Source organism: Senegalia sp. (in: firmicutes) (genome assembly GCF_052088025.1).
GTDB lineage: Bacteria > Bacillota > Clostridia > Tissierellales > SIT17 > Anaeromonas.
In genome coordinates this window covers 13,980-34,151 of sequence record NZ_JBQCYD010000024.1, presented here as the reverse complement: position 1 = coordinate 34,151, position 20,172 = coordinate 13,980, and the positions used below count along the sequence as shown (strand labels likewise).

Below are 20,172 nucleotides of genomic sequence, written 5' to 3'. Positions count from 1 at the left end.
ATACTAAAAAACGCATATATTGATCATATAGATGATTCATATAAGGATGCAGTAAGACAAGCTATAAGACTCCTTGTACTTGATGGTATAAATAAAGATAAGATAAGTATAGGTGGTAATTTCATACCAAGATCTATTTTTAAAAAAGATATAGAAAAGATAAACCAATTTACAGTAGAACATGCAGTGGGTAAGTTTAAAAAGATAAGCAGGATAACAAAGATAAAAAATACTATTATGTATTTAAAGACCTGTATTTACAATGCTATTTATGAGAGAAAAATAGAAGTAGATGTGAAACTTAGGTATGAGGGGCTTATATGATCTGTTCTGAAAAGAAAAGAGTTATTATGAGATAATAGATATAAATAAAAAATTCAGATCATTTTAGTAGATAAAAAAGGACGTGATTAAAATTAACGAATCAAGAATTTTAATATTAGATTTATTAGATGTTTTAAAAAGATACTCAGATAAAAATCATCCTTTAACTCAGCAAAACATTATAGAAATATTAGAAAAAAAGTATGGCTATACAAAGATTCGAAGACAAACAATTCAGAGCAATCTTGAAAGAATGATAGACTATTATGAATTAGGTGATAGAGTTATTAGGCTCGCTGCTGAAGATAATTATTATGATAATAATATAGAAGTTATTGATGAAGTAAAAAGAAGAATCACTAATATTTATTACCAACATAAACTTTTCCATCCAGAGTTACTTTTAATTATAGACAGTATTTTATTTTCAAAACAAATTCCTATTGAAGAAAAAAGAAATTTAATTGAAAAACTAGAAGGATTATCTAGCAAACATTTTAACTCAAAAATGGGTAATATCTATTCTATGTCTAATAGCAATAATAAGGGTAAGAAATTAAAAGATAAAACATTATTTGATAATATAAGAGAACTAGATAAGGCAATTAATGAATCTAAAAAAATTTCTTTCAACTATCTTACTTATAATCTTGTAGGAAATAAAATATCCTTAGAAACTAGAAAGGACTCTCAAAGAGAGGAAAGAAAATATACTATCAATCCTTACTATATGGTGGCATCAAATGGGCGATATTATTTAATTTGTAATAATGATTCCTTTGATGATGTTTCTATTTTTAGGGTCGATAGAATTATAAATATTAAAATAACAAATAAAAGAAGAAAGCTTAAAAAAGAAGTTGAGGGTCTAGGAGAAAACTTCAACCTAAATGATTATATGCAAGAGAATATTTACATGTTTGGAGGAGGATCTGAATATGTTAAGTTAAGCCTAAAAAAAGAATTTTTAAATGAATTTATTGATTGGTTTAAACTTGAAGATATAAATGTACAGGCAAAAAAGGATGATCAAATAATTGTACGTGTTAAAAGTAATAGGATGGCAATGAGAAGGTGGGCTTTACGATATGCCTTGTATGTGAGAGTGCTATCACCTAAAAACTTAGTTAATGAGATAAAAGAAGACCTTAAAAATGCAATAAAAAATTATGATATTGAGTAAAATGATAGAATATGTACCATAAAACGAACATTGGCTATGATATAATTCAATCATAAGAAAGGGGAGATTCAATTGGATTATAGATTAGAGTCAAATAAGGGGAAATTGAATGTATATTCACCAAAAATAGGAATGTACCTTATGGAAGATGCGACTGTTGATCAAGTGAAAATTGCCTTAGCTACTGAAATGGAATATAGGACAAAGCTAGAAATCGTTAAATTGTTAATGACATTTCCTCATGGGTTTTTGACAACAGACAATAAGGTGATTAATAATCAAGAGGCTGTAGATGAATATGAGTCTTGGTATAAAGAGATTTATCAGAGGATAGGATTCATTGATGAATATTACTCTCTTATTGATGAAAAAATTCAAGAAATCATCTTATAGAAAATGGAGGAATAATAGATGAGAGATCTAAGAGTAATCTTGGAATTAGAAAAAGTAATCCCTATAACTATAAAAGAAGGAGTGGATCCTGAATTAGAAGCAAGTAAAATGATAGATGAAATGATAGGAATGGATAAAAAGAATGATAGTTATTTATCCACATTTGAAGTTGATGAATATAATATTGAATATATAGAAGAAGATTTGACATTTACTCTTGTAAAGAAAGCTATAGATTCTTTTGATCCATACTTTGTTCTTCCGGATGTGCCAAATGAATATGATCCTGAATCAAGAAGGATAGCAGAAAAAATTAAGGCTAGAATGTCTGTGAATGAAATTGCTGAAATCATGAAAGAGGAATTTAATTTTTCCTTTTCAGCTGAATTTACCAGGGAAGATTTTTCTCATACTGCTGAAACAACATTCAATCTTCTAGAAGATTGCTTAAATAAATCAGATAATAATGAAAGTAAGATGGGAAAAATGATTTATATATATGCTAAGTTGATATTAACTAAAGTAATCCCAGTAAAGATCCTTGAAAAAGAAGATGAAAGATTAGAAAATGCAGAGGCAAAGTCTATAAAAATGGTTTTTGAAAAAATTGATGCTGAAAAGGAGTTAGAATCTTTCTTATCATCTTTTAATATATCAGTTGGATGGGGTACAGGAGTTATATAAAATAAAAGAAAGGGTGTTTATATGAATTATACATTAAAGGATTATGAAAACTACTTGGAGAAATTAAAGGAATTTAGTGGATTGAACTGGGTGAAAAATTATCTTGAACTTAAGGTAAGGCCAAATTTTTGGACAATCATAGAGTATGGCAGATATGAGAGTTCAAAGTACAGATCAGCTCATGAAACTAGGATGTCAAAAATGATTAGATGGATGATGGATCCCAATGAAAATCATGACTTAGGTAATGCTTTTGCCTATAAACTTATGAATTTATTAGGTGAAGATTATGAGTATTGTCTACATAAAAATAAGGAAATAAAAACTATTGCGGAGTATAAGGATATAGATATCTTCTATAAAGACTTGTCTCAAAGAATGTGCTTGGCGATAGAACTTAAGCAGCATGCTAAGGAAGGACAAACTAGAGGGGGAATATCTCAATTAGACAAATATGAATCAATAGTTGAAAAATTATCAAAAAGAGAAGAACTTAAAGCTTACTATATATTCTTAACACCTTTAAAAGAAGCACCCACAAATGAAAAATGGCAAGCTCTTGGTTATCAGGAGTTAATCGATTTAATAAATGAGCTTAATAATAATTACATTGTTAAATCCAATAGCCCTTATTTGAAAGATACACAAAAAATAATCATGGACTTCAGAGATGAATTACAAAGAACCTTAGATGTCTATAAAAAAGATAATTCTTATATCAGCAAAAAACTTACATTAGAAGAAAAGGAACTTACATTTTCATTAGCAAAAGAGATTCGTGAGGATACAAATTCAAAACATATGGATGCACTAATGAAGTTTAATAAGGAAGGAGACTTAAATATAAAAGAACTTATATTTTTGGTCGAGGATCATCTTTATGTGCAAGACCATAGTCCTAATGATGAAGTAAAAATACTTATAAGAAAGATATATAATTATCTGTCTGGAAACAAGATTCTAGAAGTGGTTCCACCAAAAGAGTATCAAGTAAAGGAAACTAAAACTATATTAAAGCCTAACCTACTTAATTCTTATGGAATTCAATTTGTCAAAATGGAACTAACCAAGGGCAAAGGCCAGGGTATAAATATGTATACTGATGATGGAAAAGATAGGATATATCTATCTGGAGATACTAAAGGTAAATTCCCCAATGATGGTGTTCAACTCTTAAAAAATCCTAAAGATGGCAGTAAAATTATTTCAAAAAAACTAAAACCAAGGAGTTTTGAACTTAAAGACAACTTAATCCTAGAAGACAAGATACATGATAAAGATGGAAACGTGTTAAGCTTAGATCAATTTATGGAAGATTATCTAATTCCAGCCCTTGCTGAGTTATCTAATAAGAGACATCAATTATAAAAAATATGGAAACTGAAATTTTTTATGACCAGAAAAAAGGACTATGCTATAAGTTGATAGTAAGTTGAGATATGAAGAAATAATATAATTAAATATCACATCCTTGGGTATAAATCTTATATGAAGATGAAAAGAGGAGGTGAATTTCATGAAGAAGAAATGGTTATTACCATTATTTTTGATACTTATATTATCACTTGCAGCATGTAATGATGTAGAAACTCCTACAGATGATACTACTGAGATGGATCCAAATGTAGATGAAAAAGCAAATGAAAGTGCTCTTGATGAAGAAGAAGATGTAGATGCAACTGAAGATCAAGAAGCAGATGAAAAGGCAAATGAGAGTCCTCTTGATGAGGGAGATGTAAATACAGATCAAATGAAATATGAAGACATAACATTATCCCCACAAGAAGCTGTTGATAAGTTCATTGAGTCTCATGCTGATTCAAAGATTACAGAAATGCAATTAGATAAAAATCTAAATGACTATTATTATAAGATAGAAGGATATGATAGTGACAATGATTATGAGGTGAAGGTAAATCCAGTTACTGGAGATATAGTAAGTGATGATGAAGATCTAATTGATTTAGATGATGACGATAATGGTGAAATCACAAAGGATCATATAGCTAAAATAGATTTACTTTTAGATAAGGCTATGAAAGAATCAGGCGAGGGATCAAATATCAAAGAGTGGTCTTTAGAATATGATGACAATAAATTGATTTTTGAAGTAGAGATTGAAAAGAATAATAATGATATTGAATACACTTATGATTTAGAAAGTGAAGAATTAATAGAAAAAGATGATTAGATTAAATTATTAAGAATGGATGATTGCCTTAGGGTATCATCCATTTTTAATGGGTATAATATATACTATAATGATTTAATACATAGAAAGTGGGGGCTAGCATGATTCCTTTAAGAGATACAGTTAGAAGTAGAAATACACCAATTGTAACCTTTATAATAATTGCTATAAATATATTTGTGTTTGCATATCAATCCATGATGCCAAGAGAAATTGTAGCTGAGATGATTTTTAATTATGGCTTTATACCAGTAAGGTTTATAGATAATCTATTTAATCCATTTGCATATATTCCGCTTTTTACAAACATATTTATCCACGGCAGTTTAATCCATCTACTTGGAAATATGTGGTCACTATGGATATTTGGTGATAATGTTGAAGATAGGATGGGACCTATTAGATTTACTTTGTTTTATTTACTGACAGGAGTAATTGCTACAACCTTTCATATGTTATCGGACCTTTCATCATATGTTCCTGTAATAGGTGCATCTGGTGCTATAGCTGGAGTAATGGGGGCATATTTTCTGATGTTTAAAAACTCTAGAGTGCTTACTATAATCCCATTTTTTCCATTTTTCTTTCCAATACCAGCTCAGATATTCCTTATAATATGGTTTTTAACTCAAGTTTCATCTGGCATAAGTTCAGGACTTGCAGGGAGTTTAAGCCAAAATATTGCATGGTGGGCTCATATATTTGGATTTTTAGGTGGAGTATTTTTACATAAGATATTTCTGAGGAGAAATTATACCAATAGAAGGAGTATTTTTTAATAGAGGATTTTATTTGCTTTAAAAAGGATTAAATAATATAATTAAGTAAAATTAATTATAAAAGGATTTGTATTATGATAAAAGAAGAAAATAAAAAGAAGATATCATGGTTAGCGGTTTTTATATGGATGGGGATTATATTTTATCTCTCTGCTCAGCCTTCAGGAGAATCTAGTAATCTAAGTTCAGGTATAAGTGACTTTGTTTTACATATAATAAACACTATATTTAAAGGTTTGGATTTTAATATAGATGAATTTCATTTTATTATAAGGAAATCAGCTCATTTTACTGCTTATTTTATACTTGCAACACTCACATTAAATGCACTTAGAAGAAGTCAAGTTTATGGACACAAATCTATTATGATAGCACTTGTAATATCAATAATATATGCAGCAAGTGATGAGTTTCATCAATCATTTGTGCCGGGGCGTGGGCCTGCTATTAAGGATGTATTTATTGATACAAGTGGAGCTATGACTGGTTTACTTGTATATATGGTGAGCTTAAAACTGTTATTTAAAAGGAGAATTTGATGAAAAAATATAATACACTCATAAATATAATAGGAGAACATAATGATTTTAATATATTAGCTACAAGAGCATTTATGCCTCGGGAAATAGTGCTTGTGCATGATGGAACTACTGAAAACATGGAATATGCATCTGATATAAAAGGTTATTATAGGAAGCACTTTGCTACTATAAAAATCATAGAAAAGACTATAAAAAGGCCTCTAGAAAAAACAATTGAAAATCTTTTAAAGCAGTACAAGGATGAAGATCTTATAATAAACACTACAGGTGCAAATGCCCTAGTAAATTTATATATACATAACTATGCAGCTCAAATGGATATAGATTATTTTTACCTAGAAGTAGCTCATTCTGAAATAATCATATATAAAAAGGGTGAGATAGAAAAGGTGAATATGGAGCTATATGAAATGAATGTAGATGACTTCATATCTATATCAGGAGGGAAAATCCTCTGGGATAATACTCCAGAAGATGATCCTCATACTTTAGAAATTTATGATTACATAACAAATAATCATATCAAATGGAAAAATATAAAAACTATATTTAAGGATAGAAAGAAACTTAAATTTCATGATTATATCTACAATCGCCTATTCATTGATTTAAATGGTTTAAGTGCTAAAAATATAGATGAAATCTTAGAATTTTTCAAGATGCTTGCTAATATGAAATATGTAGAATATAATTATAAAAAAAGGAAGTTAAGGGTAGATATAAAAAATGAATTTGCAAAGAGTCTGATACTTGTATCAGGTCATTGGCTGGAGTTTGTGACCTATATTGTGCTTAAAAATATAGATAATATAGATGATTTAAAAAGTGGTGTAGTTTTTCTTTGGGATAAGGATGTTGACAATGTTAAAAATGAACTTGATATATTAGCATCAACTGATTCTTCACTTATTTGCATATCTTGTAAAGATAGCAAGGGTTATGATCAGGAGGCATTAAATGAGCTTAAGGTATATAGTGAAAGAATTGCTAAGGGCAAAAGTATTGATGTTTTAGTTAGCACATATTATCCAGAAAAGGAAAATGTAATAAATAGGTCTAAGGAAATGGGTATAAATATTATAGTATATAATGGTGATGAAAAACAATTTAAAAAAGATTTGGAAAATATTATTTTTAAAAAATAAGGGGTGAAATTATGGCAATAAATTATGAGATAATAAAAGAAATAGGAAAAATTTCAGAATCAAAATCAGGCTGGTTTAAGAAATTAAATTTAATCTCTTGGAATGCACGTGATGCTAAATATGATCTAAGAGATTGGGCTCCTGATGATGAGAAGATGGGAAAGGGTATAACTCTTACAAAGGAAGAACTTAAAAATTTGAGAGACCTGTTAAATGATATGGATTTATAAAAGCATGGACAAATTTGTCCATGCTTTTATAATTCTTCTATGTTAGTTATTGCATTCATGATAGGTGGTACAACTTGTTTTTTTCTTGATAGAACGCCTTTAGCGTAAAAAGAATTGTTTTCTATAGTTTTGCCAAATGATTTTGCAATTAAGTCTTTGTTTTCCCCAACTACTATCATTTCTGAAGCCTGTTTAAATATATCTGTAAGCATTACAATAAAGGTAGAATATCCTTCATTTCTTATTCTATCTTTCATAAGTGAAAGTAAATCACTTTTCATATCCTTTAAACTTTCTGGATCCATTGTATATACTTGTGCTATACCTATTTTATCTTCGTCTATTGTAAAGATTTTGAAGTCTTCGCTTATTAATTCTGTAGGGGTTTTGCCAGTAAGGGATGTACCTTCTTTAAACATATCCATGGCAAATTGATCTACATCTAAATCAGCTATTTTTTCAAGTCTTTTAAGCATTACCTTATCTGTACTTGTTGCAGTAGGTGATCTAAATAGTAAGGTGTCTGATATTATTGCAGCTGCAAGTAAGCCTGCTGTTTTCTTTGAAGGTCTTCTTCCATTTTCAAAGAATATTGATGCAATTACTGTTGCCGTGCTTCCAACTGGCTCATTTCTAAAATATATTGGTGTGCCTGTAAATACATCTGCTACCCTGTGGTGATCTATTATTTCAAGTATTTCTGCTTCTTCAAGCCCATCTATTGACTGACTTCTCTCGTTATGGTCTACAAGGATTATTTTCTTCTTTTTACTTGATATTAGATGATATCTTGAAATAAGTCCTACAACTTGATTGGTATTGTTTATTACAGGATAAGACCTATATCTTGTTTGACTCATCTTGCTTCGTACGTCATCTACTAAATCATCCAAATCAAATACAACTAAATTTTTCTTTGTCATTACGTGATTTACTGGTATTGATTGAGGGATGAGTCTTGATGTTGTAAATGTATCATGTGGTGTTTTTATTATAGCTATATTATTTTCCTTTGCGCGAGTTATTATGTCACTTTCTATTTGTAAATTTCCTGTTACAATCATAAGGGAAATATCTTTTTTTATTGCACTATTTTGAATGTCCTTTCTATTTCCACATATTACTATATCATCTGTATCTATATATTCTTTTACTGTAGCAGGTTCCATGGCAAGCACTAAAAGTTTACCTTTAAATTCCTTTATATTTTCTGGAATATGAATAGCTTCTGCTGAAAGTGTGTCTATAATATTATCTATAGGTGTATTAGATTTACCAAGTATGGTATTATCCCAAACATCAATATATGATTGTATGATATCTGATATTGTAACAATTCCAAGTAATTCTTCCTTATCACCTACAACAGGTATACTATTTAGATTATTCTTTTTCATGATTTCTAGAGCCATTCTAAAGGATATATCTGGAGTTATTGGTGCTATTTTATCAAAATCTAGATCTTCTACACTAAGTCTTATGGTTTCTAGCATCTTAGGTGCCTCTACTTCAAAATAGTCTAATATAAATTTAGTTTCCCTGTTGATTTTACCAAGCCTTACAGGTATAGCATTTATATGACCACTGCCATTTTTAAACTCTGCATAGCTAAGTGCTGAACAAATAGAATCTGAATCAGGATTTTTATGACCTGTTATATATATGGTTTCTTTCATTTAATCCACCTTCTTTCCTTAAAATATTTTGTTTGTATTAGCTTGATTATATCATAAAGTTAGATTCATTTTAAAAGGGGTATATGATATTTATAATTTGTAATACAGGATTTTCTGTAGTATAATTTATTTTAATATCAAAATACAATAAGAATAGGAGGAGATTAGGTGAATAGATTTGAGGTGGGACCTCAAATATTTTATGGGAGAGGTTCTATTGGTTGCTTAATAGAAAAAGATTTTAGGAATGTATTAATAGTAACAGAAGAATTTATTGTAGAATCAAAAATAGCAAATAAAATCACAAACATTCTGGATTTAAAGGGAGTCAAATATAGTATCTTTACTGGTGTAATACCAGATCCTACAGTAGAAGTTGTGATTAAAGGTTTAGATATGATGATTAAAAATGTTCCTGATTGTATAATTGCCTTAGGCGGTGGTTCTTCTATTGATACTGCTAAAGCTATGATGTATTTTTATATGAATATGGATAAAAACAAGGATGTTCTAAAGCCATATTTTGTTTCAATTCCCACAACTAGTGGTACAGGCTCAGAGGTTACTTCATACTCAGTTATAACAGATACAAAGAAAAGCACTAAGATAGCTTTTGATGATAAAAGAATGATGCCAGATTTAGCTATAGTAGATTCAAATTTCACAATGACAGTACCAAAAAAAGTAACAGCTGATACAGGAATAGATATTCTTACTCATTCAGTAGAGGCAATAGTATCACAAAAGGCAAGTGATTTTTCAGATACTCTAGCAGAAGGTGCTATTAAATTGGTTTTTAATTATTTGATTAGGGCATATAAGAATGGTAATGATGAAATTGCAAGAGAAAAGCTACACAATGCTTCAACTATGGCTGGAGTTGCATTTAATAATTCATCTTTAGGGATAAATCACAGTTTGGCACATGCACTAGGAGCTAAATTTCATATTCCCCATGGAAGAGCAAATGCTATATTACTTCCACATGTAATAGATTTTAATTCAAAAGATGAGGAAGCTTCCAAAAGATATGCTTATATAGCAAATAGTATTGGTATAGATATTGAAGATGAAAAGACTAGCATAAGGGCTTTGATAAAGGCTATAGAAATATTAAATGAAAATCTAGAGATTCCTTCTTCTATAGAAGAGATGGGAATTAAAAAAGAAGAATTTTATGCTTGTATTGATGAAATGGTAGACCTTGCTATGGTTGATATATGTACTAGCAATAATCCAGTAAAACCTTCAAGAGATAATCTGATAGAAATTTATAAAAAAATATATAATAGTAAATAAATTGAAAAAATAAAAGATTCAAATAACTATATTGAATTAAATTAATTCATATGTTATAATTAAGAAAATGAATATATTGTACAATGGTGTGCAATAAGAAGCGAAGAAGCTTACACTAAAACGGTCAACTGTGTTTTGGGGTAGGGCTTTTATGTTTTTTAAGACTAATTTTGATTGATTAAGGATGATGATTATGGATATAGATAATAAACAAAGAATAGTTCAAGAATTTGTTCCAGGAAAACAAGTAACTCTTGCACATCTTATTGCAAATCCTGAAAAAAGTATATATATGAAATTAGGATTAAATGAAGAATATAGTAATGCTATAGGAATACTAACTATAACTCCTAGTGAGGCAGCTATAATAGCAGCTGATGTTGCAACAAAGGCTGGGGATGTGGAGATAGGTTTTATTGATAGATTTAGTGGTTCTCTAGTAATCACAGGTGATGTTTCCAGTGTAGAAGCATCTTTAAAAGAGATATTAAATTTACTGAGTAATAAACTCTTATTTACTCCAACTCAGATTACGAGATCATAAAGAGGTTAAAATGAAAAAAATTATATTTATTGGTTCAATAGGTAGTGGTAAGACCACTTTAATTCAAGCTTTAAAAAAATTAAATATGAAGTATAAAAAGACTCAAGCTATGGAATATTATGATAATATAATCGATACTCCAGGTGAATATTTGGAAAACAGAAGATATTACAATGCTCTTACTGTAGCATCTTATGACTGTGATGTGGTTGCTTTGATTCAAGATTCAAGCAATAAAAGATGTGTATTTCCACCTAATTTCAGCTCTATATTTACCAAACCTGTTATAGGGATAATAACAAAGACTGATAAGGAAGAAATTTTTATAGATGAATCTATAAATTGTCTTAAGCTTGCAGGTGCAGGTGAAATCTTTAAGACAAGTTCAAAGGAAAATATAGGAATTTGTGAGATACAAAAGTATTTAAATGATTAATATAAGACCTATCAAGGAGGCATAAATTGATGAAATATAATATAGTAATAGCCGATGATGAACCTATTACTAGAATGGACCTTAGAGAATTTTTAGAAGAAGAAGGCTACAATGTTGTAGGAGAAGCTTCTGATGGTTTTGATGCTGTTGAGATTTGTAGGAAGAAAAAACCTGATTTGGTACTCATGGATGTTAAAATGCCTATATTAGATGGAATAAAAGCTTCAAGAGTTATATTTAATGAGAATACTGCAAAGAGTATTATACTTTTAACTGCATATAGTGGTGCAGAATTTATTGAACAAGCTAAAGAGGTTGGAGTTATGGGATACATTGTAAAACCTATAAACAAGCCCAGTCTCATACCTGCAATAGAAGTTGCCATAGCTAAGGGTAGGGAGATTGAAGAAATGAAGGAAGAAATTGTAACTGTAAAAGATAAACTTGAGTCAAGAAAAATCATTGAAAAGGCTAAGGGAATACTCATGGAAAATGATAATATGAGTGAAGATGATGCATATAAGAGAATAAAAAAATTGAGCATGGATAAGCGTTGTCCTATGAGAGATATTGCATCTGCTATAATAATGAGTAATATATAAGATAAGGGAGATGATATTATCATTAAAAAATTATGCAAAGAACACACCAAACTCTCTGATTCTGACATAGAAAAAATTGAAGATATAGCAAATGCCTTACCTTTAATATCAGATTTAGTAAGATCAGATATATTTATTGATTGTATAACTCATGATCCAGATGTTGCTATAGTAGTAGCAGAATCAAAACCCAGCACACATGAATCAATGTATGAATACTCGGTTGTTGGAGAATTAGCCTTTAGAAAAAATGAACCAGCAGCACTTAGAACCTTAGAAACAGGGATGCCTACAAGGGATTTAAAAGCCCTAACACAAGAAAATAAAAATGTCAGGCAAAATGTGGTGCCAATCCACAACAATAAAAGGGAAGTCATAGGTGTCCTCATCATGGAAAAAGATATAACCCGTGATATAAGTGCAATAAACAAAGTGGAAGTTCTAACAGAAACTACTGAACAGCTTACAGAAACACTATTAAATATCAAAGATGGTAGACATGCATTAACCTATCATGTAAATGATGCAATAATCATTTTCAATAAGAAAGGAATAGCTACTTATGCTAATCCTGTTGCAATAGAACTTTATCAGAAATTAGGATATAAAGATGATATAAGAGGAATGGAATTTAACAACTTGTCTTTAGATGAAAATTCTATAATAGAAGTTATAAATGAACCTAATTTGATAAGTTCAGAAGTTAATGTAGGTAAGCTTGTACTACAAGTAAAATACGCCCTACTTCAATCTGAGAATAAAATCATAGGCATTACCATGCTAATAAAAGATATAACTGAAGTTAGGGAAAAGGAAAAGGAATTAATTTTAAAATCTGTAGCAATGAGAGAAATTCATCATAGGGTAAAAAACAACTTGCAGACAATAGCAAGCCTTTTAAGTCTTCAATCTAGAAGGGTAGATGATAAGTCTACAAAAAAAGCTTTTACTGACAGCATAAATAGAATGTTAAGCATTGCTGTTACTCATGAGATATTAGCTCAAAGTGGTATAGATGAAATAGATCTTAAAACCATAATTGAAAAGATTAAAAATAGCACATTAAAATTTGGTGTGCCCTTTATGAAAAAGGTAAGTGTGAGTGTAAGTGGAGATGCTATAACTATTAGTTCAGACAAGGCTACATCTATAGCCTTGGTTGTAAATGAATTGTTACAAAATTCTTTATCTCATGCTTTTAAAAACAAAAATGAAGGGTATATAAGAATATCAGTACAAAAGGGAATATTATATTCTAGTGTTTCTATAATTGACAATGGTAGTGGTTTTGATATAGATAAAATCAAAAAAGAAAGTCTAGGACTAGACATAGTTAAAAGTATTGTAGAAGATAAATTACAAGGCCATTTAAATATGGATTCTACTTCAAGTGGAACAAAGGTGTTTTTTGATTTTAAAAATGAATAGTAAACACAATGGAGTGTTTTAAAAAGGCAAAGGGGCCTAAAGCTTATATGAATCATATAAGCTTTAGGCCCCTTGTGCTAATTTGAGGGGAGGAAATTCAATTGATGGAAGAAATACTCAGTGTAGGAATAGATATAGGAACCTCAACTACACAACTAGTTTTCAGTAATTTATTTATAGAAAATACAGCTTCTTCCTTTGCTATACCAAAGGTAAATATAGTAGATAAAAAGGTCATATATAAAAGTGAAATATATTATACACCCTTAAAATCATTGACTGAAATTGATGGTGAAGAAGTAAAGAGAATCATAGAAGGTGAATATGAAAAAGCTAATATAAAGCCAAAGGATGTAGATACAGGAGCTGTAATAATTACTGGTGAAACTGCAAGAAAGGAAAACGCTAGTATAGTCCTAGAAAAACTAAGTGGACTAGCAGGTGATTTTGTAGTTGCTACTGCAGGACCTGATTTAGAATCTATCATAGCTGGTAAGGGTGCAGGAGTTGATATATTATCAAAAGAAAAAAAAGCTGTAGTTGCAAATCTTGATATTGGCGGAGGTACTACTAATATTTCAGTATTTCATAAGGGAGAAATAATTGATACAACATGCCTTGATATTGGTGGAAGGCTTATAAAGATAAATCCTAAGACTAAAAAAATAGAATATGTATCTGAAAAGATACAAAGATTGGCCAAAAGTATGGATATGGATTTAAAGATAGGTAATTCACTAAATGAACATGAATTAAATCTTATAACAAATAAAATGGCTGAAGTACTTGAAGAAGTTTTAGGTATAGGACTAAGTAAAAGCAGTAAGGATTTAGATTTGTTGTTAACTACCAAAGATTTAAAAAGAGAATATGAAATAGAATATATTTCTTTTTCTGGTGGTGTAGCAGATTGTATATATAATGATGATGATATAGCAGAACTTTATAAATATGGTGATATAGGAGTTTTACTTGGAAAAAGTATAAAAAATAGCATGTTATTTGATGATTTTAACATATATGAGCCATCAGAAACTATAAGGGCAACAGTTGTTGGTGCTGGAACCCATACTACTGACATAAGTGGAAGTACTATAACCTTTACTAAAGACATATTTCCCTTTAAGAACATACCAATTTTAAAGCTTTCACAAAGCGATGAAGAACTAGATTATGAGGACTTAAGTGAAGTAATGAATGAAAAGCTAGATTGGTTTAATCTAGAAGAAGAAAACCAATTGATAGCATTAGCGCTTAAGGGGGTGAAGAATATAAGTTTTAAGGAATTAGAACTTTTGGCAAAAAGTATTATAAGAGGCATGAAGGAAATCATAGAATCAGATCAACCACTCATTGTAATTGTAGAAAATGACATAGCAAAGGCGCTTGGACAAACTATTCATAGATTTCTAGATTATAAAAAAGACATAGTATGTATTGATAGTGTAAGAGTCCAAAATGGTGATTTTATTGACATAGGAAAGCCTTTAGCAAATGGAAAAGTAGTTCCTGTTGTAATCAAGACATTGGCATTTGGATATTAAATATAAAACTAAGAGGTGAAAACATATGATATTAAAAACTAAATTATTTGGAATATCTTATCAATTTAATTCAGTAAAAGAAGTACTAGCTAAGGCTAATGAGGAAAAATCAGGAGATAACTTAGCAGGACTTGCAGCAGAATCAACTACAGAAAGAATAGCAGCAAAGGAAGTATTAAGTCAGATGTTGCTTAAGGATTTAAGGAATAATCCAGTTATAGATTATGATAAAGATGAAGTAACAAGAGTTATTCAAGATTCAGTAAATGAAAGAATTTACTCAGAAATTGCTAATTGGACTGTAGCAGAATTTAGAGAATGGCTATTAAGTCACAAGACTACAGAGCGTGATATTAAAAGAATCAGTAGAGGACTTACAAGTGAGATGATTGCAGCTGTAACTAAGCTAATGTCAAATCTAGACCTTATGTATGCTGCAAACAAGATAAATATAACAGCTACTTGTAACACTACTATAGGAGAGCGTGGAACTGCTTCAGCAAGACTACAACCAAATCATCCAACTGATAATTTAGAAGGAATATTAATTTCAGCTATGGAAGGATTATCTTATGGTATTGGGGATGCTGTAATAGGTTTAAACCCAGTAAATGATAGTGTAAGCAAGGTTACTGAAGTATTAAATGCATTCGAAGATTTAAAAAATAAATGGGAAATACCTTCTCAAACCAGTCTACTTGCTCATGTTACTACTCAAATGAAGGCAATAGAAAAAGGTGCACCTGCAGATATGATTTTCCAAAGTATAGCAGGATCACAAAAGGGTAATGAAGCATTTGGAGTAGATGCAAAACTATTAAGTGATGCAAGAGATCTAGTATTAAAGCAAGGTACTTCAGCAGGACCTAATGTAATGTATTTTGAAACTGGACAAGGTTCTGAATTGTCATCAGATGCTCATCATGGAGTAGATCAATTGACACTTGAAGCTAGATGTTATGGATTTGCTAAGAAATATGATCCATTCATAGTAAATACAGTTGTTGGCTTTATAGGACCAGAATATTTATATGATAGTAAACAAGTTATAAGAGCAGGACTTGAAGATCATTTTATGGGTAAACTTAGTGGAATATCAATGGGAGTTGACGTTTGCTATACAAACCATATGAAGGCAGATCAAAATGATATGGAAAATCTCTCTATCTTACTTCACAATGCAGGATGTAACTATATAATAGGTACACCAGTAGGTGATGATGTAATGCTTAACTACCAATCAGCTGGATATCATGATATAGCTGCTTTAAGAGAATTGATGAATTTAAGACCTATAAAAGAGTTTGATGGATGGTTAGAAAAGATGGGCATAACAGAAAATGGTAGATTAACTTCAAAAGCTGGAGATGCATCAATGTTTTTAAAATAATAAAGGAATAAATATTTAAAATGGAGAGGTGAATTTAATGGTATCTGAAAAAGAATTGAAGAAAATAGTAGAACAAGTTTTAACTGAGTTAGGTGGGCAATCTAATAAAAGTGATAAAAAATCTTTAAATTCTGAGTCAAAGACAAATATTGAAGATGGTGAATTACCAGATATAACAGAAGTTAATTTAAGGGAGCAACTATTAGTTCCAAATCCTGAAAATAAGGAAGAATACCTGGAATTAAAGCAAAACACAGCAGCAAGAGTGGGTGTTTGGAGAGCAGGTCCAAGACTTAAAACAAGTACACTTTTAAGATTTAGAGCAGATCATGCTGTTGCTATGGATGCAGTATTTACAAGTGTAGATGAAGATTTGATAGAGGATATGGATTTATTTACAGTAAAGACAAAGTGTAGTGACAAAGATGAATATATAACTAGACCAGATTTGGGTAGACAATTTGAAGATGAAGAAAAAAACAAGATGAAAGAAAATTGCAAGATGAATCCTCAAGTTCAAATAATAGTAGCAGATGGCCTAAGTTCGACAGCTATTGAAGCAAATATTAGAGATATACTACCTACATTAAAACAAGGTCTTGAAGGATATGGACTTGAAGTTGGTACGCCTTTCTTCATTAAATTTGGAAGAGTTCCTTCAATGGATGTTGTTTCAGAAGTTATAGGAGCAGATGTAACTTGTCTACTAGTAGGAGAAAGACCTGGGCTTGCAACTGGAGAAAGTATGAGTGCATATATTGCATATAAGGGAACAGTTGGAATGCCTGAAGCAAGAAGAAATGTTGTATCAAATATCCACAAGGATGGTACAGCAGCAGTTGAAGCAGGAGCTCATATAGCTCATATTATAAATGAAATGATAGAACAAAAAACTAGTGGTTTAGACTTAGAATTATAAATGGAGGGATTATAGATGAAGAATGATCCAATTTGTGCAAATGTACTAAGTGTTAAGATAATTCCAAATGTAGATAGTGAACTTGCAAAATCCTTAGAATTAAAACCTGAACACAAGAGTATAGGCTTAATTACAACAGATTCAGATGATGTAGGATATACTGCAATAGATGATGCAACTAAAATGGCAGAAGTAGATGTAGTATATGCAAAATCATTTTATGGTGGAGCAGACAATGCAAATACAAAGCTTGCAGGAGAGTTCATAGGAATTATTGCAGGACCTACTCCAGCAGAAGTAAGAAGTGGACTAGATGCTGCAATTGATTTTATAGAAAATGATGCATGTTTTTATAGTGCTAATGAAGATGATACTATAATATATTTTGCTCATAATGTTTCAAGAACAGGTTCATATCTATCTGATATGTGTGGTATTAAAGAAGGAGAAGCATTAGCTTATCTTATAGCACCACCTATAGAAGCTATGTATGCTATGGATGCTGCTCTAAAGGCTGCAGATGTTAAGATGGTAGAATTTTTTGGCCCACCAACTGAAACAAACTTTGGTGGAGGATTATTGACGGGTAGTCAATCAGCATGTCAAGCAGCATGTGATGCTTTTGAAGCTGCTGTACATGATGTTGCTGATAATCCAAAAAAATATTAATTTAAGCTGTGGTGATTATAATGGCAAATGAAGCACTTGGAATGATAGAAACATATGGATATATAGGAGCTGTAGAGGCAGCTGATGTATGTGTGAAGTCTGCTAATGTAAAATTGCTAGGTTTGGAACGTGTAAGAGGTGGACTTGTAACAATTCATATCACAGGTGATATAGGAGCAGTAAAGGCTTCTATAGATGCAGCTGAATCAGCAGTTAAAAAATTTGGAAGCCTTGTATCTTCTCATGTAATACCAAGAGCAGGTGAGGGGATAGAAAAATTGCTACCAAAAATTAAAAATCCTGATAATCCTGAAGAAGAAAAAGAAGAAAAAAAAGAAGAAGAGATAGAAGATGAAGAAGCTTCAGAGGATGAATCTGAAACTGATCAAGTTATTGAAAAAGAAGAAAAAATAGAAGAAGAAACAGACACCAAAAAACAAGATGAAAAAGAAGATCAAGAGCAAGAAGAAATAGATCAAACAAAAAATAAAGAAAAGCCAAAATTAACTGTAAATATCAACACTCCAGAAGAACTTAGACAAATAAAGACGGTTAAATTAAGGGCTATAGCAAGAGAGTTAGATGATAAATTTAGTGAATACTTGCCAATAGAGAGAAGTCAAATTAAGTATTCCAAAAAAGGTGAGTTAATAAATGCTATATTAACTTTTTATGAAAGGGTGAAGTAGGTGAGTATAAAAGATAGAGACTTAAGTTCTATTCAAGAAGTTAGAGATTTAGTTGAAAAAGCTAAAAATGCTCAAAAAGAATTGAAACTTAAAAGTCAAAAGGAAATAAATGAAATAGTTAAGGCCATGGCTGATGAAGCATATAAAGAGTCAGATAGGCTAGCAAAGATGGCAGCTGAAGAAACAGGCTTTGGTGTATATGAAGATAAGATTGTAAAAAATAAAGTTGCTAGTAAATCTGTTTATGAATATATAAAAGACATGAAGACTATAGGGATTATAAATGAAGATAAGGAAAGAAAGGTAGTAGAAATAGCAACACCAGTGGGTGTAATAGCAGGGCTTGTACCTTCTACTAACCCAACTTCAACAGCTATTTACAAATCACTTATAGCTGTAAAATCTGGAAATTCAATAGTATTTAGTCCCCATCCTTCAGCTTTAAACAGCATAAAAGAAGTAGTAGATATCATGCAAAAAAAGGCAGAAGAATTAGGAGCTCCAAAAAATATTTTAAATTGTACTACGATTCCACACATGGATGGGACAAGTGCTTTAATGAAGCATAAGGATGTAGATTTAATACTTGCAACAGGTGGATCTGCAATGGTAAAGGCAGCATATAGTTCTGGAAATCCAGCACTTGGAGTAGGGCCTGGAAATGTTCCGGCATTTATTGAAAGAACTGCTGATATAGATTTAGCAGTGAAGAGAATATTAGATAGTAAGACATTTGATAATGGTACAATATGTGCATCAGAACAAGCTATAGTTACAGAAAATATAATTAAAAATCAAGTTAAAAAGTCCCTGTTAAAACAAGGCGCATATTTCCTAAATAGTGTAGAAAAAGAAAAAGTAGGAGCTACTATTCAAAAGCCAAATGGAAGTTTTAATGGAAAAGTAGCAGGGAAATCTGCAAAAGATATAGCTACAATGGCTGGTATAAAGGTTCCAGATGGTACTAGAGTTTTAATTGCAGAAGAAACAGGTGTTGGAATAGAATATCCATTCTCAAGAGAAAAATTATCAACAGTACTTGCATTTTACTCTGAAGAAGACTGGATGAGTGGATGTGATAAGTGTATTGAATTATTAAATTATGGTGGTCTAGGACATACACTAGTAATTCACTCTAAGGATGAAGATGTAATTAGAGAATTTGCACTTAAAAAGCCTACATCTAGAATACTAGTAAATACACCATCAGCACAAGGTGCAATAGGAGCTACTACTAATTTAGTACCAGCACTTACACTTGGTTGTGGAGCTGTAGGAGGAAGTGCTACAGCAGATAATGTAGGTCCCCTAAACTTAATAGATATAAAGAGACTTGCATATGGTGTGAAAGATGTAGAGGATTTAAATGAAGAATTTGGGCAGTCAAGTTCAAATAATACTTGCAAAATAGAAGATGATTCAAATAAAGATTTAGATATTGAAAAAATAACTAAATTAGTAATGGAACAACTAAAAAATATTAAGTAAAAACTAAAAGGAGGAAT

General features: G+C 30.6%; 22 protein-coding genes. 21 read left to right on the top strand and 1 reads right to left on the bottom strand.

The features are described from left to right. The 10 genes from ACTHUW_RS08105 to ACTHUW_RS08060 form a co-directional block, all read left to right on the top strand. Positions 1-324: hypothetical protein (locus ACTHUW_RS08105; RefSeq protein ID WP_442212950.1), on the top strand; the 324-nt coding region annotated here is incomplete at its 5' end. 82 nt (positions 325-406) lie between these two features. Then, on the top strand, positions 407-1,507 hold the full coding sequence (locus ACTHUW_RS08100) for a helix-turn-helix transcriptional regulator (protein WP_442212948.1): 1,101 nt from the start codon (positions 407-409) through the stop codon (positions 1,505-1,507). A gap of 72 nt (positions 1,508-1,579) precedes the next feature. Then, positions 1,580-1,900: a hypothetical protein gene (locus ACTHUW_RS08095; RefSeq protein WP_442196736.1), complete on the top strand. Its 321-nt coding sequence runs from the start codon at positions 1,580-1,582 to the stop codon at positions 1,898-1,900. An 18-nt stretch (positions 1,901-1,918) separates the two neighbouring features. Continuing rightward, a complete protein-coding gene (locus ACTHUW_RS08090) occupies positions 1,919-2,584 on the top strand; it encodes a hypothetical protein (protein WP_442196735.1) in 666 nt (221 codons plus the stop codon). Between the two features lie 21 nt (positions 2,585-2,605). Then, positions 2,606-3,952, top strand: a complete 1,347-nt coding sequence (locus ACTHUW_RS08085) for a PD-(D/E)XK nuclease family protein (RefSeq protein WP_442199147.1) — start codon at positions 2,606-2,608, stop codon at positions 3,950-3,952. A gap of 148 nt (positions 3,953-4,100) precedes the next feature. Further along, positions 4,101-4,775, top strand: coding sequence for a PepSY domain-containing protein (locus ACTHUW_RS08080; RefSeq protein WP_442212945.1), 675 nt, complete (start codon positions 4,101-4,103; stop codon positions 4,773-4,775). 101 nt (positions 4,776-4,876) lie between these two features. Then, complete coding sequence (locus ACTHUW_RS08075; protein ID WP_442212943.1) at positions 4,877-5,554, top strand: rhomboid family intramembrane serine protease; 678 nt, start codon at positions 4,877-4,879, stop codon at positions 5,552-5,554. A 74-nt stretch (positions 5,555-5,628) separates the two neighbouring features. Further along, on the top strand, positions 5,629-6,093 hold the full coding sequence (locus tag ACTHUW_RS08070; RefSeq protein WP_442210432.1) for a VanZ family protein: 465 nt from the start codon (positions 5,629-5,631) through the stop codon (positions 6,091-6,093). Next, positions 6,093-7,241 carry a Card1-like endonuclease domain-containing protein gene (locus ACTHUW_RS08065; protein ID WP_442212941.1) on the top strand — a complete coding sequence of 383 codons (1,149 nt, stop codon included), beginning with the start codon at positions 6,093-6,095 and terminating at the stop codon, positions 7,239-7,241. The genes ACTHUW_RS08070 and ACTHUW_RS08065 overlap by 1 nt, the downstream gene beginning before the upstream one ends. A gap of 11 nt (positions 7,242-7,252) precedes the next feature. Further along, a complete protein-coding gene (locus ACTHUW_RS08060) occupies positions 7,253-7,471 on the top strand; it encodes a YdbC family protein (protein WP_442196729.1) in 219 nt (72 codons plus the stop codon). A gap of 26 nt (positions 7,472-7,497) precedes the next feature. On the opposite strand, the gene ACTHUW_RS08055 is transcribed toward ACTHUW_RS08060, so the two are convergent. Continuing rightward, a complete protein-coding gene (locus ACTHUW_RS08055) occupies positions 7,498-9,147 on the bottom strand; it encodes a putative manganese-dependent inorganic diphosphatase (protein WP_442212939.1) in 1,650 nt (549 codons plus the stop codon). Positions 9,148-9,315: 168 nt separating this feature from the next. Between ACTHUW_RS08055 and ACTHUW_RS08050 the strand changes: the two genes are divergently transcribed. From ACTHUW_RS08050 to ACTHUW_RS08000, 11 genes are all read left to right on the top strand, one after another. Beyond that, positions 9,316-10,446, top strand: coding sequence for a 1-propanol dehydrogenase PduQ (locus ACTHUW_RS08050; RefSeq protein WP_442196726.1), 1,131 nt, complete (start codon positions 9,316-9,318; stop codon positions 10,444-10,446). A 193-nt stretch (positions 10,447-10,639) separates the two neighbouring features. Next, positions 10,640-10,990, top strand: coding sequence for a BMC domain-containing protein (locus tag ACTHUW_RS08045; protein WP_442196725.1), 351 nt, complete (start codon positions 10,640-10,642; stop codon positions 10,988-10,990). A 10-nt stretch (positions 10,991-11,000) separates the two neighbouring features. Then, the gene (locus tag ACTHUW_RS08040; protein ID WP_442196724.1) at positions 11,001-11,426 is read left to right on the top strand and encodes a EutP/PduV family microcompartment system protein; all 426 of its coding nucleotides are present in this window, start codon (positions 11,001-11,003) and stop codon (positions 11,424-11,426) included. 29 nt (positions 11,427-11,455) lie between these two features. Then, complete coding sequence (locus tag ACTHUW_RS08035) at positions 11,456-12,028, top strand: ANTAR domain-containing response regulator (protein WP_442196723.1); 573 nt, start codon at positions 11,456-11,458, stop codon at positions 12,026-12,028. 15 nt (positions 12,029-12,043) lie between these two features. Further along, a complete protein-coding gene (locus ACTHUW_RS08030) occupies positions 12,044-13,456 on the top strand; it encodes a sensor histidine kinase (protein WP_442199150.1) in 1,413 nt (470 codons plus the stop codon). Positions 13,457-13,557: 101 nt separating this feature from the next. After that, positions 13,558-15,000 (top strand): ethanolamine ammonia-lyase reactivating factor EutA, encoded by a 1,443-nt coding sequence (eutA, locus tag ACTHUW_RS08025; protein WP_442212937.1) that lies wholly within the window; start codon positions 13,558-13,560, stop codon positions 14,998-15,000. Between the two features lie 25 nt (positions 15,001-15,025). After that, positions 15,026-16,390 carry an ethanolamine ammonia-lyase subunit EutB gene (locus ACTHUW_RS08020; RefSeq protein ID WP_442210427.1) on the top strand — a complete coding sequence of 455 codons (1,365 nt, stop codon included), beginning with the start codon at positions 15,026-15,028 and terminating at the stop codon, positions 16,388-16,390. Between the two features lie 37 nt (positions 16,391-16,427). Beyond that, complete coding sequence (gene eutC / locus ACTHUW_RS08015; RefSeq protein ID WP_442196720.1) at positions 16,428-17,309, top strand: ethanolamine ammonia-lyase subunit EutC; 882 nt, start codon at positions 16,428-16,430, stop codon at positions 17,307-17,309. A 15-nt stretch (positions 17,310-17,324) separates the two neighbouring features. Then, a complete protein-coding gene (gene eutL / locus ACTHUW_RS08010; RefSeq protein ID WP_442196719.1) occupies positions 17,325-17,978 on the top strand; it encodes an ethanolamine utilization microcompartment protein EutL in 654 nt (217 codons plus the stop codon). Between the two features lie 20 nt (positions 17,979-17,998). Next, complete coding sequence (locus ACTHUW_RS08005; protein WP_442212935.1) at positions 17,999-18,667, top strand: BMC domain-containing protein; 669 nt, start codon at positions 17,999-18,001, stop codon at positions 18,665-18,667. Continuing rightward, positions 18,668-20,155 (top strand): acetaldehyde dehydrogenase (acetylating), encoded by a 1,488-nt coding sequence (locus ACTHUW_RS08000; protein ID WP_442212933.1) that lies wholly within the window; start codon positions 18,668-18,670, stop codon positions 20,153-20,155. Positions 20,156-20,172 lie beyond the last annotated feature (17 nt).